14 protein-coding genes are annotated in these 19798 nt (G+C 28.7%); 6 read left to right on the forward strand and 8 right to left on the reverse strand.

Features of this window, described 5'->3' with window-relative positions:
- Positions 1–60 precede the first annotated feature (60 nt).
- On the forward strand, positions 61–912 hold the full coding sequence (gene plsY / locus ACM0L0_RS00100) for a glycerol-3-phosphate 1-O-acyltransferase PlsY (RefSeq protein WP_416738545.1): 852 nt from the start codon (positions 61–63) through the stop codon (positions 910–912).
- Between the two features lie 154 nt (positions 913–1066).
- Here the strand turns inward: plsY and eno are convergent, their stop codons facing one another.
- Both eno and ACM0L0_RS00110 read right to left on the reverse strand, forming a co-directional pair.
- Positions 1067–2428, reverse strand: coding sequence for a phosphopyruvate hydratase (eno, locus tag ACM0L0_RS00105; protein ID WP_416738546.1), 1362 nt, complete (start codon positions 2426–2428; stop codon positions 1067–1069).
- A gap of 941 nt (positions 2429–3369) precedes the next feature.
- Positions 3370–3714 (reverse strand): hypothetical protein, encoded by a 345-nt coding sequence (locus ACM0L0_RS00110; RefSeq protein ID WP_416738547.1) that lies wholly within the window; start codon positions 3712–3714, stop codon positions 3370–3372.
- 611 nt (positions 3715–4325) lie between these two features.
- Between ACM0L0_RS00110 and ACM0L0_RS00115 the strand changes: the two genes are divergently transcribed.
- Positions 4326–6233: a M13 family metallopeptidase gene (locus ACM0L0_RS00115; protein ID WP_416738548.1), complete on the forward strand. Its 1908-nt coding sequence runs from the start codon at positions 4326–4328 to the stop codon at positions 6231–6233.
- A gap of 100 nt (positions 6234–6333) precedes the next feature.
- Positions 6334–8118 (forward strand): variable surface lipoprotein, encoded by a 1785-nt coding sequence (locus tag ACM0L0_RS00120; RefSeq protein ID WP_416738549.1) that lies wholly within the window; start codon positions 6334–6336, stop codon positions 8116–8118.
- A 42-nt stretch (positions 8119–8160) separates the two neighbouring features.
- Here the strand turns inward: ACM0L0_RS00120 and ACM0L0_RS00125 are convergent, their stop codons facing one another.
- Complete coding sequence (locus ACM0L0_RS00125) at positions 8161–8376, reverse strand: MAG6790 family protein (RefSeq protein WP_416738550.1); 216 nt, start codon at positions 8374–8376, stop codon at positions 8161–8163.
- Between the two features lie 194 nt (positions 8377–8570).
- Between ACM0L0_RS00125 and ACM0L0_RS00130 the strand changes: the two genes are divergently transcribed.
- Both ACM0L0_RS00130 and ACM0L0_RS00135 read left to right on the forward strand, forming a co-directional pair.
- Complete coding sequence (locus tag ACM0L0_RS00130) at positions 8571–10784, forward strand: MYPU_1760 family metalloprotease (protein WP_416738551.1); 2214 nt, start codon at positions 8571–8573, stop codon at positions 10782–10784.
- Between the two features lie 37 nt (positions 10785–10821).
- On the forward strand, positions 10822–11502 hold the full coding sequence (locus ACM0L0_RS00135) for a DUF402 domain-containing protein (protein ID WP_416738552.1): 681 nt from the start codon (positions 10822–10824) through the stop codon (positions 11500–11502).
- Between the two features lie 318 nt (positions 11503–11820).
- Here the strand turns inward: ACM0L0_RS00135 and ACM0L0_RS00140 are convergent, their stop codons facing one another.
- A complete protein-coding gene (locus tag ACM0L0_RS00140) occupies positions 11821–12240 on the reverse strand; it encodes a Dps family protein (RefSeq protein WP_416738553.1) in 420 nt (139 codons plus the stop codon).
- Positions 12241–12376: 136 nt separating this feature from the next.
- A complete protein-coding gene (locus ACM0L0_RS00145) occupies positions 12377–13204 on the reverse strand; it encodes an HAD hydrolase family protein (RefSeq protein WP_416738554.1) in 828 nt (275 codons plus the stop codon).
- Between the two features lie 343 nt (positions 13205–13547).
- Here ACM0L0_RS00145 and ACM0L0_RS00150 point away from each other — a divergent pair, with 343 nt between their 5' ends.
- Complete coding sequence (locus tag ACM0L0_RS00150) at positions 13548–15929, forward strand: phosphoketolase (protein WP_416738555.1); 2382 nt, start codon at positions 13548–13550, stop codon at positions 15927–15929.
- 1027 nt (positions 15930–16956) lie between these two features.
- Here the strand turns inward: ACM0L0_RS00150 and ACM0L0_RS00155 are convergent.
- From ACM0L0_RS00155 to ACM0L0_RS00165, 3 genes are all read right to left on the reverse strand, one after another.
- Positions 16957–17724: a YgjP-like metallopeptidase domain-containing protein gene (locus tag ACM0L0_RS00155; protein ID WP_416738556.1), complete on the reverse strand. Its 768-nt coding sequence runs from the start codon at positions 17722–17724 to the stop codon at positions 16957–16959.
- A gap of 66 nt (positions 17725–17790) precedes the next feature.
- Entirely contained in the window at positions 17791–18816 is a 1026-nt protein-coding gene (locus tag ACM0L0_RS00160) for a hypothetical protein (protein ID WP_416738557.1), read from the reverse strand.
- Positions 18809–19747 (reverse strand): RluA family pseudouridine synthase, encoded by a 939-nt coding sequence (locus ACM0L0_RS00165; protein ID WP_416738558.1) that lies wholly within the window; start codon positions 19745–19747, stop codon positions 18809–18811. The genes ACM0L0_RS00160 and ACM0L0_RS00165 overlap by 8 nt, the downstream gene beginning before the upstream one ends.
- Between the last annotated feature and the right edge of the window lie 51 nt (positions 19748–19798).

The raw sequence follows: 19798 nt of genomic DNA on the forward strand, positions 1-19798 counted from the left end.
TAAATTATAATATATATAGAAAATTACTATAATTAATATATTTATTATAGAAAGGTAGATATGAACGGAAATTACAATATTTTAGTTTTCACTACTGTAGTCCTGAATATAGCATTATTGGTCATGGGATATTTAATAGGTTCACTAAATACTTCAATTATATTTAGTAAATTCCTTAAAAAAGATGTTAGATCTCAACATTCACAAAATGCAGGAGCAACTAATTCTTCTAGAGTTTTTGGTATTAAAATTGGTGTTTTAATCTTACTGATAGATGTTTTAAAAACAATAGCTGCTGTAGCATTAGCTACTGGAATCGCTTATTGAGTTAATGCAGCTCCACAAGTGTCTTCAAAAGGACCAAGCAGCAGTGAATCCTTTAAACAATATCAAGCTATAATAGCAGTTCCAATGCTTTCAGGGATTGGTGTAGTGTTAGGACATTGTTTCCCTGTGTTTTTCGGATTTAAAGGTGGCAAAGGTGTTGCAAGTAGTATTGGTTTAATTATTAGTTATAATATTGTTTTATTACCTATTGCAGCTGTATTCTTCTTTGCAGTAGCATTTTGAAAAAAATATATTTCACTTGCAAGTATGGTGGCAGCTGTATTGCTAATTCCATTTGTATTTGTACCGTGAATGAGTAATAGTACAATTGCATGAGCTACAAATTATCAATGATTAGAATGAACTAAAACAGTTAATTTAGAACAAATTGCTCCAGATCAAAGAGGATTTATACAATATGTGGCAACATATGTAGTAAATTATGCTTCTATTTACACTGGATTTATATATTTAGGCGCTGTTGCACTTATTCTTTTTACACATAGAGGTAATATTCAACGCTTATTAAAAGGTGAAGAAAGAAAGTGAAGCAGAAATAAGAAAACAAATAATGATGCACAATAGTGCATTTTTTCTTTCGTTAAATTAAAAAATAAATAGTTAAATGAATTTAAAGTCCAATAATTTCTTTTGTATTTAAAAGTATTTTATACCAATGAGAAAGGGGTAAAAATAAAAACGTCCCATTGAATGGAACGTAATTATTGTATTGAATAAATTATTTAACAATGTTGTAGAAAGCTTTAATTCCCTTGAATTCAGCTGATGAACCAAGTTCTTCTTCAATAGCTAATAAACGATTGTATTTTGCGATTCTGTCTGTACGTGATAATGAACCTGTCTTAATTTGTCCTGAGTTCATAGCAACAGCAATATCAGCGATTGATGTATCTTCTGTTTCTCCTGAACGGTGTGAAACAACTGCTGTCATGTTTGCTTTTTGAGCCATTTGGATAGCGTCAAATGTTTCTGTAATTGAACCAATTTGGTTAATTTTAATTAAGATTGAGTTCATTGATTTTTCTTCAATAGCACGTTTTAGAATAGCTGTGTTTGTAACTGTTAAGTCGTCACCAACGATTTGTAATTTATCACCCATTTCAGCTGTAAATTTCTTGAATCCTGCTCAGTCACTTTCTGCAAATCCATCTTCGATTGAGATAATTGGGTATTTAGCAACAAGTGATTTTAAGTATTCAGCCATTTCATCTGATGTATATGATAATTTAACATCTTCTAAGTGTTCGAATCCTGGTTTTTTAGCTTCAATAGCAGCTTTTAATTTTTTGAATGTGTAAACACCATCTGCATATAGTTCTGATGAAGCACAGTCCATAGCAATAGCAACTGCATTTTCACCTTCTTTAGCAGGTGTGTATCCAGCAGCTTTAATAGCTTCAACTAAGAAGTCTAAAGCTTCTTCATGTGATTTGAAGTTAGGTGCAAATCCACCTTCATCACCAACTTGAACACCGTGTCCGTGTTTTTTAAGTAATTTAGCTAAGTTGTGGAATACAAAGTTAGCCATTTGTAATGCTTGTCTAAATGATTTAGCACCAACTGGCATAATCATGAATTCTTGGAAGTCGATTGTGTTTGAAGCGTGTTCTCCACCGTTAATAACGTTTAACATTGGAACTGGTAATTCGTGTGCGTTAAATCCACCTAAGTATTTGTATAGAGGAATTTGTAATTCGTTAGCAGCAGCTCTAGCAACAGCAAGAGAAACTCCTAAAATAGCATTAGCACCAAATTTTGATTTGTTTTCTGTACCATCTAATTCGATCATTTTCATGTCGATTTTACGTTGGTCAGTAACTTCCATTCCTAAGATGTGAGGAACGATGTCATTGTTAACGTGGTTAACAGCTAACATAACACCTTTTCCACCGAATCAGTTACCTTCAAATTCTGATCCCTTGTCTCTTAATTCAAGAGCTTCACGTGAACCTGTTGAAGCACCTGATGGAACTTTAGCGATTCCGTATCCACCAAATTCTGTGAATACTTCAACTTCTACTGTTGGGTTTCCACGTGAGTCTAAAATTTCACGTGCATGAATTTTTGTAATTGCTGACATATTTGTCTCCTTTTTAAATTTAAGATTTTGTTTTATTTGCAAATAATTAATCTTTAATAAAGATTATTAGAATTATAGCATTATTATAAGTCCCATAATATTGGTATTTTTAGAAAAAATCACATTATTAGTTCAATGACAAAACTATTTTTTTATTTATAAGTAAAAAAATAATCTGGCAATTAAGTCAGGTTATTTTTTGAATTATATCTATTATTTATTTATATTCATCTTGCCAATTAAATGCTGAGTGAACGGTTGAAAAATGGAAATAAGGTCATGTACTATTACTGTTAATGATTCATCTAATTAAACGCTCACTGTCATCAAACATTTCTGAATGCAAATTATGTTTTTTACAATAGTGATAAGTACGAAAACGTCAATATCTTGTTATTAATAATATTGTAAATCCAAAACAAGTTCAAATAACTCAGATATAGTTAGTACCATTTTGATTTAAGCTAAAGTATCATATTGTATAAGAAATATTCATTATTAGAAATGTTATCATAATGAAAAGAGAAAATCAAAAGAAAAAGTATATTTGCATTTTAAATTTGTGTGTTTTTAACAAAGAATTAAAAACATTTTCACTGTTATCTTTTGATTTTTTAAAATATACATTTTTGTAAATTCAACCTATAAATTTATTTTTTGTTTTATTTTGAAAATGAATTTCTTGGTTTCTGAATTTCTTTGATAATCTTAACTGAATATTAAAATCACTAATTACACGATATACAAAATATAAAACTTCAGCTACACAAAGATAAATCAGATTTATTAATAAAATAACATTGCCTATTGCGTAATTAATATTTTCTCATTTAAAATGGCATAAAAATAATATTGCGCCAAATTCAATAACAATAGCTGCAGAATAGGCAAAACTAACAAGAAAAAAATTAAATATTATCCAAGCATTTTCGTATTTCATTTTAATATCCAAATCCATAAACATCAACATTATGAATCGATGATTTTAAATTGTTTATCATTGAAATTAAATCATTTTTTTCTTTGTTAAAAATTTCATTTATTTGCATCAATACTGAAAATATGTCTAATTTGTTTTCATAAGCAATCTTATTTTGTTTAAATTGGAGATATTCTATATTAGTAAGTCAGCAATTCATTTTTTCGTACTTTGAAAATGAGTCAATAAATAATTTTAATTTTTCACTTAACTCATCTTTTATATTTGTACTTTTTGCATTTATTAAATTAATTGTATTAGTTGTATCAGCAACTGCAATAATTAAATTGAAAAAATCATTTTTCATTTTGCTCCTTTTCTGATATATATTTGCATACACTTTAATTATAATGAACTCACTAAACATAATAAAAAAACTTAAAAATCATTCCGGAAATTCTTTTTTATTATTCCTAATACAACTTTATTTGCTTCATAATAATTTTAAATGTTTTAATTGAATAAATATAACAAGTATTAACAAATAATTTAATTTGCTTATAAAATAAAAGGAAACCAGCAAAATTAACAAAAAAATGTTTTATCAATATATTTATATTCTTTGGATATTTTTATAAATAAATTCGCAATTCATATGTTGAAAGATATGGCTACTACTATTGATTACGAACTGACGAGGAGACTATTAAAACATTTGGCTTTATCGTAAGTAAGATTTATGACAATAAGTAATAATGAAAAAGCAATGCTTGTAATGCAAGCTCTTGAATTCAAAAATAATAAATATTGTATTAATTTATTTAAATTATTACTAATATTATCTGAGTAATTTTTGAGGTCATTTAATGAGGAAAAATGAGATTAAAAATATTAATCTATAAATATATTAAATTTTAATAACTGAAAAGTAAAGTATAATTAAAATACTATTTTAAACGATATATTTAAGGAGACAAAATGAACAAACCAAGATTACAAGATGACTTTTATGAATATGTTAACTTTGACTGATTAAAGGATACTGAAATTCCTGCAGATCGTCCTTCAATTTCATGTTTTGGTGAACTAGATATTAAAGTTGAAAAATTATTAAAAGGTTTAACTGCTGATTGAGCAGCAGGAAAGAAACCTTTACCAGCTGATAAAATGATTCATGAATATGTAAAACTATACCAAATGATTATTAATGCTGATAAAAGAGCTCAATTAGGTTGAGAACCAGCCAGAAAACACTTAGACAAAATTGAATCTCTTACAAGTTTTAAACAATTAGCTGAAAATTATTCTGAATTTGATAAACAATATTCTTCATTACCACTACCATTTGGAATTGGCGAAGATTTTATTGATAATAAAAAATACATTTTATGATTAGAAGATCCAAGACTTATTTTAGGATCTAAAGAAACTTATGGAAATCCAGTTCAAAAAGAAAAACTTTTAACAGCTTGAAAAGAAATGTCATTTGACTTACTAGTTTCATATGGAAAGAGCGCTGAAGAAGCAAACAAATTAGTGAATCAAGCTCTTGAATTTGATAACTTCTTAGTTGAATTTGTTCTTTCAAGTGAAGAAAAAGCTGATTATACATCTTTATACAATTTAAAAGATATTGAATGATATAAAGAAAATGTAAAATCATTTGACATTCAAAAGATTGCACAAGAATTAGTAAATAAAGAAGTAAAAGAAATTTCATGTTCAAACCCAAGATTTGTAGAAAACATTGACAAAATTTATACTGAAGCTAACTTTGAAGCTTATAGAGCATTATTATTTATTAAAAACTTATTATATGCAGCAGGATTTATGTCAGAAGAAACAAGACTTAAAGCCTCACACTTTAAAAATGTATTATATTCAATTGCAAAACCCCGTGAATTAGATTTATATGCCTATGACGTAGCAACAAAATACTTTGGAATGCCACTTGGAATGTATTATGCTAAAGAATATTTTGGAGAAAAAGCTAAAAAAGATGTTGAACACATGGTTGCAAGTATGATTGATGTTTATAAACAACGTCTTGAAGAAAATACTTGATTAACAAAAGAAACAAAAGAAAAAGCAATTTTAAAACTTTCTAAATTAGGTGTTATGGTTGGATACCCAGAAGAAATCAAACCAATTTATGCTAAATTTATTACACGTACATATGAAGAAGGTTCAAACATTTTTGAAAATGTACTTGCATTTGATCAAATTATGTATGAATATGAAATGTCACAATATTTAGAATATGTAAATCCTAAATACTGAGGAATGTCACCAGATACAATTAATGCTTACTTTAATCCATTTGGAAACCACATTGTATTCCCAGCTGCTATTTTACAAGCTCCATATTATGACATTAACCAATCTTCATCAGCTAATTTCGGTGGAATTGGAGCAGTTATTGCTCACGAAATTTCACATGCATTTGATAATAATGGAGCTCAATTTGATGAAAATGGTTCAATGGTAAATTGATGAACTGATCATGATAGAGCTAAATTTGCTGAAAAAACTCAAGCAGTTATTGACTTATATAATACTCGTGTAACTCCATATGGACCAGTTAATGGAAAATTAACAGTTTCAGAAAATATTGCCGATATTGGTGGAGTTGCTTGTGCTTTAGAAGCTGCACAAAAAGAAGCTGATTTCTCAGCTGAAAAATTCTTTGAAAACTGAGTAAGAGTTTGAAGACAAAAAGCAGGAGAAGGATACGCAAGAAGATTACTTGAAACTGACGTACACTCACCAGCAAAAGAAAGAGGTAATGTTTTAATGATGAACCTTGATTTATTTGCTGACACATACAAGATTCAAGAATCAGATAAAATGTATCTAGCACCTGAAAAACGTATTAAAATCTGATAATTTTAAATGTTCCATGATGGAACATTTTTATTTAGAAAATTCACTTTTTCTTATAAAATATTACAAATTTATAAAATAATCGAGTTTTTAAGGAGATTGAATGAAAAAAATTAAACTATTAACAATTTTAGGATTAGGATCTTTCACATTGCTTCCATTAGTGGCAGCATCTTGTGGTAATACGCGCACACAAGACCAAAACAATGATGAAAAAGAGCCTATTGCCCCAAAACCAGAACCAGTTAATCCTGGTGATACAAATAAACAACCTGAACCAGGAAACAATCCAACTCCAGGTGATGGACATGAGCAATCAGACCCTGCAAAAAATCCACAAACCCCTGAAAACCCAGAACAACCTGGAACTAATAATCCAGAAAAGGATAAAGAACCAGATCAACCTGTTGCGCCAGATACAACTGTGGATGAAAATACTAAAGGTGGAACTGAAAGTGGCTTAAATATTAATGAATATAAAAGCATAATTTCATTATTAGCTTTAAATGACAAAATGACTGCAAGTAAAGCATATTCATTAATAAATGGTAAATCATTTAAAAATGATAATTACAATCTTAGCAATGTAAAAGTAACTGCATTTGATGATTCTAAAGGTACATTAAGTTTTACGGTTACTGGTAAATACAAAGAAACATCTTTAAATAATGTTACATTTAATGTAAATGGTTTATTTGTTGTAAAAAGAACTATGGTTTTAAATTTAGAATGAAATACAAATAAAATTATGGAAGAACAAAAATCAGTAAATGATTTTGTAGGAAAATCATTTAATGAAATTAAACCTTACCTTTCTAAAATGGTATTAACTATTGAAGGAAATGCTTTTGATGTTTTAAACAATGAAAACTTTATTGTTAAAACATTTAGCGTAACAAACAATAAAAATAAACCTAGTGCTTCAATTAGTGTTGACTATCCTCAAAAAATACTAACAAATAACACAGTAAATAAAGTACAAGAAATTAATGTTTATCATGGCACAGTTGATTACTTTACTGGATTAACTTACACAGCCCAACAATACTTAGGATATATATTAAATAACCAATTAACAGTTAAAAGTCAAATAAATTATGATCGTTTCCCATCATTCTTTGCTGGAAAGAAAGCCTTATCATTAGACTTATGAAGCGAATTATTTAATTTAAGTGAAAAATATTCATTTTGAAACAATGAACCTGTGAGAGTATCGGCAAAATATTATCCAAATGATTTAACAGGTGAATTATTTGTAACAGTTGCTTTACTTTATGAACCTGCAGCTGGTTTAGGTACTACTGAATATGGATACAAAACATTTACTTTTAAAGGATTTAAAAAACTCACTCCAGAGCAAATAAAAAATGATTTTACCGTAACACCAGATCCATTTGAATTAATGAAAAGAAAAACATATAGATCTTTAGTGGATGCATTTTTAAAATTAACTCCAGAAGAACAAAAGAAATTCAATATTACTGAACGTTATCAACTTAAAGCGATATTAGGGCAACAATTAGGAAGCGAAAATGCAACAATTTCCCGTATAGTTGAAAATAATGCAGGAGATCCAAAATTAGAAATTAATAATTTAAATGGTATTAAAGTCTACTTTAAGCACAGATCATTATCTGATTGACCAATTAGTGCAGAAAGTAGATTACTAAATGGCGATCAATTCCAAGTAGGAAGAATTGCAATAAAAACAATCAGTTTAACTAATTTTGAATTAAAAAGAGCTGATAATAATCCAAGAGTTGATTTTGTATGAAACTTTGTCTTAGAAGTAGAAGTTCAAAATTCTACAAGCGCAAGTACAGATAGCACAATGGTAGAAATACCAATGTCAGCTAATTTATATGCGCTACAAAACATGCCATCATAATTTAATAAAAAATGAGGTTAACCCTCATTTTTTATTTCTTTTTTATACTACTTTTAGTAAAACTTCTTTTGAACCTTCTTTTCCTTCAAGATGGTTTCTTTCAACACGAATTATTTCAATCTTTTCATTTCCCATTGTGTGTAATCCATGTTTTTGTCCACGGCGGAATCCTTTTATTTGCCCTTCTAATTCTTCAATTGTATTAGCTTGAGCGATAATTTCATCATTTGTTAATAATTTTGCTTTGTATTTATACATAAGTACCTCCGTTTGTACATCATTATTATAGTCCTAATTTTGGCGCTATATCCTGAAAATGAATAAGTTTCCACAAATTTCCACATTTTTGTGGAATAATGTGGAAAAAGATCGACATACGACATATTACAGTTAAGTAATTTAATTAAAGATAAGATTAGTGGAAAAATTAAAATGTATTAGAATATATAATAATGAGCAAGAAAAGAAAAATTATAGGCTGAAGTTTATTTTCAGTAGGTATTATATTAGGTTTAGGCGCTATTGTATCTAGCGCATATTTTGCTATTCAATACATGATGGAAAATGACAAAGAAGATCAAAAAGAAATTATTGATATTAAGCCTGAATATGATGTTCCAAGCTGACAAAAGAAACCTGAATTAGTTGCTATTGCAAAAAATGAAGTTCAATTCTATAATAAACTAACTAATGAAGAAGAAGCGCAAGCTTTAGAGTTAGTTAATAAAGTCGGAAATATTAGTTGAGATGTTAAAACTAATGATGAAGGAACTTATATTGAATATGTTGATCCTTATACTCAAATTAAGTTTAGAGACTTTGCTTATAAGGTGGATAAAGAAAATCCAGCTAATAATAGATATTTACTTGGGCCAGGAGGCCTTGCTTATTTAGCTAATGAGTTTAAACGTAAGGTTACATTCGGACCTGAAGTTTATGATTTAGAAGCTATTAATATTAATGATTTCACAATCATACCAACAACAGCAAATGGTTTATATATTCCAAGTACTAAAAACATATATATTAATGCTGCTTTCATGTGTGAAACTAATGCAACATTGTATGATAGAGTTGCAACAATTATGCAAACTTTATTCCATGAATATATGCACCATTGAGCTAATAATTATGCTGAAATCGCTTTACCAAAGCTGGATAAAACCATACCAACTGGAAATGTTAATGGTCCAATGGCAAATAAAAATCAAAAACAAATGGTCACAGTAAAATACTATGAACCAGGAGAAAGCAATAAAAATGGTTTATTAGATAAAATCTTTTCTTCAGCAAATGAGCAATATTGAAATGGATATTTTGCTGATTACTTTAGATACTTTTTAAACTATGACGTAGCAGCAAAATCATATATTAAGCCTGAAATTTTAGCTTTATTAAGAGAACGTTGAGTAGGTTCAAATGCAACAGATGTATCTGACTCATTGTATGCAAATTTTTCTCCTAAAGACTTATGAGATGTTTCAAATGGAATATATAATGGTCAAAAATCTCCACGCGATCCTTTAGCACTACAAAATAGACTGGATAGTAAAGATGGATTTTGATATTCACCAGATGAAAAATTTGCTTTATCAAGCAAAGATTTAAGATACTATTATTCATTAACTGAATTAGTACCTAGGGAATACTTAAAATTTGCTTTTGAATCATATTACAATATTAATGAAATGAATCCAGCATTAAAAGCTGAAGCTGAAAAACAAGAGTTTTCTTCAGGATATTTTGGAAATATGAAGTTTCATTATTCAAATAAAGCAAGTACTTATGAAATTAGACCAAGTTCAATAGCGGAAGACTATGGTAAAGTCTTTATGAATAATTTTGATTCATTATCAAGAAGTGGCTGATATATTAATGATGATTCAGGTATTATTGATCCATTACACCCAATTAAATATTGAGATCCTAAGCAAAATAAATGAGTTAGCACAATTATCCAAGGATCAAGTTCAATCATGATTCCTGCTTCACCTTTTGCATTATCTTCTTATAAGACTTTAAATGATATCCCTAATAATCAAGTTAATAAAATTCATCAAGATAATTCAACTAATTTTTATGCAATGTTTTTAGAAACCATGGGATATGGGAATGAAATTGCACAAATTTATTATGATAATTCAGACTGAAAATGAGTAGGTAAAAATCATGCCCAAGTGCAAAAGAATGAAACTAATATAACTAAAGTTAAATTTAGTGGATATTTAAAAGACAAAAGTCATACTGGAATTGCTATTGTTGATAATAATGGTCAAGTAGTAGCTCATAGTGAAATAATATACTTAGATACTTTTAACTTCTTTGGTCATAAGGATTTTGATAAAGGAGCTAGAATTGAAAACGAAATTCAAGCTAATGATCAATTACGTCAAGTACAAATAGGAAATAGAATCCATGCTAATAGAAATTATATTAGTTATATAACTAAAGATTTTATTGTAGCTGGTAATAATGGAACTATTTATTTCTGAGATGATCTTAATAATGATGGATTACTACAAGATAATGAAGTAGTTCGAGACCATGCTCCTAGTGTGCCAAGCAATCGATGAGTAACTACATACCGGGCAGAAAATGCAAGTTACTATTATGTTGTTGAAAACAAAAATAATCAAACCACAATACACTGAGAAAGTCCTCGCTAATGTTATAATTTAGTTAGATTATGAAAGGAGGATAACAATGGAATGAGATTTTAGTAAATTAAAAGTTGGCTCAATGATTAATGTGCAAGGATACAAGCACAATGGTTATTTATATCGTCAATGAAATTCAGCTAAAGTAGTTTTTCACAATAAGAGACATATAGTACTATTTCTTAAAAATACAAAAGTAGCTGAATACGAAAAAGATGTTAATGGTTGAAGATATAACGAAAATGCTATTTGATTCATACCTAAAGATGCTATGTATAATGCAATTGTTTTATTAAAAGATACTGGGCCTTATTATTATATTAATATGGCATCAAAGCCTATATTTGAAGATAATACTATTAAATTTATAGATTATGATTTAGATGTTAAATGTTATCCTGACAAAGAATTACAAGTTGTAGATAGAGATGAATTTAATTTACATTCAAAACAAATGAACTATCCTGATTTATTAAAGAATATGTTATTTGAAGAATTAAAAAATATTATGCAATTATATAGTGAATATAAATACTTCTTTAATTATGAAATAATAAATTACTATCTTGAAATTTTACGTGCTGATAAATTAATTACTGATAAAGCAGCTGAAAGATATACTAGACTTGGTAGAAAAAGATTCTCAGAAGAAGGTGACATGTTTAGACAAGTCAACCGAGCTTATAAACACCAAATCCATAACAAACATTTTCCAACTCGTCACTAAGACGAGTTTTTTATTTGCTATCTTTTTTGATCAAAAAATCACTTTTTGACATAATTAAAAAAGATCTAAAATTACCTGAAAAATAAAAAAAGTTAAAAAAATATAAAAATTTACTAGTATTTTTTAATTTTTAATGTACTATATTAAAGTATGTCTGTTAGATACTTTACTAATAGGCATACTATCCAGACGGATAATAATAGTTAGTTTTTTATTCAGACACTACGTCTCCAATGACTCAAGAAAACGTAGTTTTTATGCACCTATCATGGGTGCATTTTCTTTTGCAAAATAAAAAGCAGCAAGTGCTGCTTGAAATTATTTAGATGATTTTAAAAATTTTCAGTGTCATGTATCTAAATAAATAACAATTTCATCAAGTAATGGTTGCACTCTATATGAAATATTATCCATTTGTCCAATGTATTCAAGAAGTGTATTTAGATCATCAACTACATAAGTAAAGATTTCGCTTGAAACAAAATCTTTAGATTCAATTTCTTTAATTAATGAGTGTTTAGCAGCTTCTTGGTAGCTTCCAAGAGCATTGTAACCTAACATTAATAATTTTTCTGCTACTGCATCAAGTTGTTCAGTAGTATCATCATACAATTTATCTAATTGTTCATGGATTTCAAAGAAATCAGCTCCCTTAATGTTTCAGTGGAAGTTTTTAATTTTAGCTTGCAAAATAAATAATGAAGCTTGTAATGTAATTAATTCATTTTTATTATTCATATTAACCTCTTTTCTGTATATATATTGTAACACTTTAAAAAACTTAATCAAGCTATATAAAAATCAAAAAGTTAATTTTTAAATATTTTTTTAATTAAAAATAAAATTTTTAGAAAAAAAGTTAGATAGACTAACTTTAATTATTTTCTGGTAAAAATTGTTCTAAGAATTTAGCTAAACCACTTTGATCACATCTAAATTCTGTAACTACATCAGCAATTGCTTTTAATTCATCAACTGAGTTTTGCATAGCTACTAATGTACCAATACGATTCTTAGTTGAGGCATCATTCATAGAATCTCCAACATGCATTGCATTAGCTGGATCAATTCCTTTTGAAAGGCAGTAACGAACTTCTTCATCACCTTTTGAACAGTTTGCTTTAGTAATTTCTAAAATGTTATTTTTAGATCCTGAAAGAGAAACTTCTAATTTTCCTTCAAATTGTTTTTGTCATTTTAAAGCAAGTTTTCTAATTTTTCTTGCTGATAATGATCAAACTAGTGCTTTATAAACTGGGAAATCATTGTGATATTCTTTATATGAGTGAGCAGTTTTCTTTCCAAACCCTCCCATGAATCATCTAAAGACTCTGTTTTTTACATATGCTTGTTCTCTGGCATTTGAGTTATAAACTACAAAACAGAAGTTTTTAGAAAGTTCATCAAAAAGTTGTTGAGCAACTTCTTTTGACATAATTTCTTCATTTACTATTTGACCATTTTCAACAGTTTTTGCCCCGTTTCAAGCAATATAAGTATCTACTCCAGTAATTTCTTTAACAAGGTTGCTTGTTTTTGTAGAAACACCTCTACCTGTTGAAACAACAACTGGAATAGTCTTGTTTAATTCAGTTAAAACTTGTCTTGTATATGGTGTTGCACTTCTTTGTCAGAATTTGATTTCTTGTGTATCAAGAGTTGTACCATCTAAGTCAATAAAAATAATTTCTGGCTTTTTCATTTTTTCTCCTAATCTGTCGTTTTATTTTATTATAGTTTGAATATATCGAAACTTCAATATAAATAAAATAACAGATTTTTTTCTTTTTATGTCAAATAAAATATTTTTTTCATAAGATCTGTAATTTTAATTATATCTATTTGCTAGTACTTTTAGGTATTGCAACCTTAAAATACAAAAACAAAAGAATGGATTTTTAACTAGAAATTTAACCAAATAAAAAGCCAAATATTTTTGTGTGGATAAAATGGGAAAAAATGTAAAATATGGATACATATTGAGTTGGAATTTTTTGGACATTAAACTTAATGTGTTAAATATCAAAAATTTAAAAGGAATATTTATGAAAAAGACTTTATTTGATGAAAAACAATATTTAGATAAAGTACATGCTTGATGGCGTGCAGCTAACTTTCTTTCAGTAGCTCAAATCTACTTAAGAAACAACCCACTTATGAAAGGTGGTTTAAAAGCTGAAGACGTTAAAATGTACCCAATCGGACACTGAGGAACAATCCCAGGACAAAACTTAATTTACGCACACTTAAACCGGGTAATTAACAAATATGGTGTAGATATGTTCTACATCGAAGGACCAGGACACGGTGGACAAGTTATGATTTCAAACTCATACTTAGATGGAAGTTACACAGAATTATTCCCAGAAATCACAGAAGATGAAGCTGGAATTAAGAAAATGTGTAAAAGATTCTCATTCCCTGGTGGAACAGCTTCACACGCTGCTCCAGAAACACCTGGATCAATTCACGAAGGGGGAGAATTAGGTTACTCACTTTCACACGCAACAGGAGCTATTTTAGATAACCCTAACATTATTGCTGCTGCTGTTATTGGTGATGGTGAAGCTGAAACAGGGCCACTTGCTGCTGGATGATTCTCAACATCATTCATTAACCCAGTAAATGATGGTGCTGTATTACCTATCATTCACATTAATGGTGGAAAAATTTCAAACCCAACAATTATGTCACGTAAAACAGATGAAGAACTTGCTTCAATGTTAAAAGGATACGGATGAGAAGCTATCTTTGTAGAAGCTAACGTATTTGACCAAGAAGGTATTCACCAACTTATGGCTGATGCATTCGACAAAGCTGTGGAAAGAATTTTAGAAATCCAAACAGAAGCTAGAAAATTACCAGCAGAAGTTGCTACAAGACCAATCTGACCAGTACTTGTTGTTCGTACACCAAAAGGATGAACATGTCCACACCAAATTAATGGTGAAACATTCGAAGGAAGCTTTAGATCTCACCAAGTTCCACTTCCTGTAACATCAGAAAATCCTAAATTATTAGATGAATTACAAGCTTGATTAGCTTCATATCGTCCAGAAGAATTATTTGACGAAAATGGAAAATTCAAAGCTGAATACGCTGAAATCGCTCCAAAAGGTAACAAGAGAATGGCAATGCAACCAATCACAAATGGTGGTGTAAACCCAAGAGCTCTTAACTTACCTAACTGAAGAGAATTCGGATTAGAATTTAACAAACCAGGTGAAATAAAAGACCAAGATATGGTTAATGCAGGTAACTGATTTGCTGAAGTAATCAAGAGAAACCCAGATAACTTTAGAGTATTTGGACCAGATGAAACAAAATCAAATAGATTATATGCAGTACTTAAATTAACAAACAGACAATGACTTGAAAGAGTTGATGCTGAATTAGATGAAGCTATCGGACCAGTTGGAAGAATTATCGATTCACAACTTTCAGAACACCAAGCTGAAGGATTCTTAGAAGGATACGTTCTTACAGGACGTCACGGATTCTTTGCATCATACGAATCATTCTTAAGAGTTGTTGACTCAATGTTAACACAACACATGAAATGAGTTGCTAAAGCACGTAAAATTTCATGAAGAAAAGACTACCCATCTCTTAACGTTATTGCTACATCTACAGCATTCCAACAAGACCACAACGGATACACACACCAAGATCCAGGTATTTTAGGACACTTAGCTGACAAGAAACCAGAATTAATTCGTGAATACTTACCAGCTGACACAAACTCATTACTTGCTGTTTTAGATAAAGCATTTGCTGAAAGAGACGTTATTAACCTTATTGTTGCTTCAAAACAACCAAGAGATCAATTCTTCAGCATGGATGAAGCACAAGAATTAGTAGACAAAGGACTTAAAGTTATTGACTGAGCTTCAACAACTAAAGAAGGTGAAGAACCAGACTTAGTAGTAGTTGCATCAGGTACAGAACCAAACTTAGAAGCTTTAGCTACAATTTCAATCTTAAACAAATACTTCCCAGAACTAAAAATCAGATTTGTTAACGTTGTTGACTTATTAAGATTACGTCACCCAAGTATTGATCCACGTGGATTAAGCGATGAAGAATTCAATGCAATCTTCACAGAAAACAAACCAGTTCTATTCGCATTCCACGGATTTGAAGGATTAATTCGTGACATCTTCTTCTCACGTAAGAACCACAACTTATTCGTACACGGATACAGAGAAAATGGTGATATTACAACATCATTCGACATTCGTTTAATGTCAGAAATGGACAGATTCCACATGTCTATTACAGCTGCTAACGCAGTTTACGGTGATAAAGCAAAAGACTTCGTTGCATTAATGGACGAAAAAATTGCATACCACAACAGATACATTAAAGAAGTTGGAATTGACATTGATGAAGTTAGATACTGAAAATGAGAAGGTCTTAACAAATAATCGTCTTTAGACAATTAATTATAAAATATCAGAGTTTATGCTCTGGTATTTTTTATTTGTATAATTAATAATATAAAAAATAGAAATTGTGTATATATATGCAATTAGTAGATCATATAAATTATTTTAATTAAATAAAAATATAATTTAATAGTTTCTATAATCATTTTTAAATATTTTTCCATGTTTTTTTACCATCTGGAGACTAAATTAGCATGAAAATAATTATTTTAGGCCAAAAAGCTATCCAAAATTACATAAAATAAATAAAGTAGCATAAAAAAGTGGAAAAAATATTTAAAAATGATTATATACATACTGGTGACTAATATAAAAAATCCTTATAATAAGGATCATTTTTAACAAGTCTATTAGTTTTAAATATTTTCCCATGTTTTTTATCATTCAGAGACTAAATTAGCATAAGAATACTTATTTTAGGTTAAAAAGCTATCAAAATTGCATAAAATGAATAAAGTAGCATAAAAAAGTGGGCAAAATATTTAAAAATGATTATATACATTCTGAGAACTAATATAAAAAATCCTTATAATAAGGATCATTTTTAACAAGCCTATTAGTTTGAAATATTTTTCCATGTTTTTTATCATCCAGAGACTAAATTAGCATGGAAATGCTTATTTTAGGTCGAAAAGCTATCAAAAATTACATAAAATAAATAAAGTAGCACAAAAAAGTGGGCAAAATATTTAAAAATGATTATATACATTCTGAGAACTAATATAAAAAATCCTTATAATAAGGATCATTTTTAACAAGTCTATTAGTTTTAAATATTTTCCCATGTTTTTTTATCATCCAGAGACTAAATTAGCATGGAAATGCTTATTTTAGGTTAAAAAGCTATCAAAAATTACATAAAATAAATAAAGTAGCACAAAAAAGTGGGCAAAATATTTAAAAATGATTATATACATTCTGAGAACTAATATAAAAAATCCTTATAATAAGGATCATTTTTAACAAGTCTATTAGTTTTAAATATTTTATAAATAAAAAAAGTCACTTAAATAATGTGACTTAAAAAATCATCATCAAAAGCAGGATAAGATTGTTTGAGGATGTCTCAATTTTTACTCTTTTTATAATATTTGTAATTTGGAATTAAAGATTCAACGCGTTTTCAGAATTCTTTACTGTGTTTTTCTCTCCCATGAGATAAGGAGTGTGCTACTTCATGGACTGTTATGTAATACAATACATCTGGTCTATAAACATAATTGTTTATTCTATAAAGAATGCTTTCCTTTTGCTTTTTAGGAGAATAGGTGTATTTAGCATAGTATAAGTTAGAAGTTTTTTGAAGAGATATTTTTATATCAGAACGATTAAATTCTTTAGTTACTTTATTTGTTAGTTCTTCCATGTATTTTGTAAACAACTCTTCTATGTAGTTGTATATTAAACTAACTAAATATTTAGTTTTGTGTTCGCTATTTCTTTTGCAGGGAATTACTCCTAAGATATCTTTTTTATTTCCTACAGCATGTATTACTATTGATCCATTTGTTCTGTATTTATATTGATATTCCTTCCCTAAATAGTAAAAAGTATTGCTGTGTGTATTTACAAGATAATCATAATAGTACTCATAACGTTCAATTATTTCTTCAATTGATGGGTATCAAAAATCTTCCCCTTCACCCGCTGTAATGTAAACACCATTCTCAATATATTTTGTTCAAAAAATTCTTTTTGGTGAGTAATAAAGAAAGTAAGTGTAGTCTTCGCCAAAAATTGTTATACTTTCTTCGAAAAATTTATTCTCTTGCATACTTAAATTATATTTTTATCTATAAGAAATAAAAGAAAATAAAAAAAGAAGTGTATAGCCTTCTTTTTATTTTTTATCAGTTTGATCTTCTTTGATTTCTTTTTTAGTTTCTTCTCAACGAACTTGTGCTTCTTTAGTGTAATTATAGATTAATGAAGCTAATTCATCTTTGGTCATATCTTGATATCCTGAGATATTTAAGATAGCAGCCATTTGGAATAATTGACTATTAGGCATTGCCATTAATTTTTCCATAGCTTGTACTTTTTCTTCATCCAATGAAGTATTAGGATTGAATGGAGCACGTTTTTCTGCTTCTCTCTTAGCTTCAGCATATCTGCGACTAAGTTCTCTTTCTTCATCTGTTACATCATCTGGGAAGTCACCAGTAAAAGCCATATCAGCTGACATTTTGTTAAATAAATTTAATATATCAAGTGGTCCTCTGTCGCTTTCTTTTACTACTTCTCTATATTTCTTTTGGAAATCTTTAAATTCAACATTTTGAATGACAAACACATTAAACTTGATAAGTTTTCTTATTTGTCCAGCAGGAACAAAATATATAAATATATATAGAATTGATGAAATTAATTCAATAGCAAATAAAGCAATAGCATAATTTGCATATTGATTTAATCCACTGTTGTACATATATTGGATCAAGTTAAATACAGCATATAAAGCAACTATAAATGTTAAAATTGGGGTTCAACCACTTTGTTTAACGAATGATTTTTCCTTATTAGAGATTATTTTATAAGCGATCATTGAATAAGCTAAATATCCAAAAATCAATAAATATATGACAAGTGTTACAACACGATAAATAAATGTGTTTAATAACATTTGTCCTCCATTTTGAGCTATTTCTGTACCAGCTGTTGAACTAGGTCTAAAATAGAATCATTTTAAAAAACTGTCTTTAAATACTAAAGTTATTACAAAATCTGCAACTAATAATGAAAATGCTAATAAGACAGCTGTAAATCAAATTCACACTCACTTGTTAAATCTCTTTTTAAAATCTTCAAAAAATGAATCTGTTGTGTCATATTTATCAAGTTCAAGTAATAATTGTTTATTATACATTTTTGCCTCCTTGAGCTTCTTCTTTTAGGAATTGGTCAAAATCAAAATCAGCAATTTCAAATTCCTTTGGTGGTTTAGCAAAAAACACCATTTCTTCACCAGTTACTGGGTGGACAAAAGTGAGTTTATAAGCATGTAGTCTTTGTCCATTTTCGTCAATGGCTTTATTGTAAACTGGATCCCCATAAATTGGATTCTTAATGTGAGCCATATGCACTCTAATTTGGTGTGTTCTACCAGTTTCTAGTTCACATTTAACTAAAGATTTTGGTAATCCATCTAAATAAAAACCTTTTAGTAAAGTTACATATGTAACAGCAGGTTTAGAATTATGGTTAGTTACTTCCATTTTTAATCTATCCTTAGTAGAACGACCAATTGGAAGAACTAATTTAAGTTTAGTGTTTTCAATAATCCCGTCACAAATTGCTAAGTATGAACGTTTAATGCTGTGTGTTGCAAACATATCAGCTAATAAATTGTGAGCTTCATTAGTTTTTGCAACAATAAGCAGTCCACTTGTATCCTTATCGATTCTGTGTACGATTCCTGGTCTAAGTAATCCATTCTCATTTGATAAATTGTTTTTAAAATGGTGTAATAAACCATTTACTAACGTGTCATCATAATGACCTGGGGCAGGGTGAACTGTAAGTCCACTAGGTTTGTTTAAAACACATAAGTAATCGTCATCATATAAGATTTCTAAAGGCATTTCTTTAGGTTCGATCTTAATTTCTTTATCAATTACTTTTGTTATTTTAATAATTTGTCCTTCACGAACAGTAAATTTTGGTTTATTAACCAAAATATTATCAACATAGACACAATGTTGTTCAACTAATTGCTTAATATCATTACGTGAGATATCGCTATTATTTGAGACATATTTGTCTAATCTTTCTGGATATTTTACTTCTATTTCTTTCATAAAACAATTATATAAGTTTTTTAAAATTTATTAGCTATTTACTTATGTGTT

The sequence above is a fragment of the Mycoplasma razini genome, assembly GCF_048076865.1.
Taxonomy (GTDB): domain Bacteria; phylum Bacillota_I; class Bacilli_A; order Mycoplasmatales; family Metamycoplasmataceae; genus Mycoplasmopsis.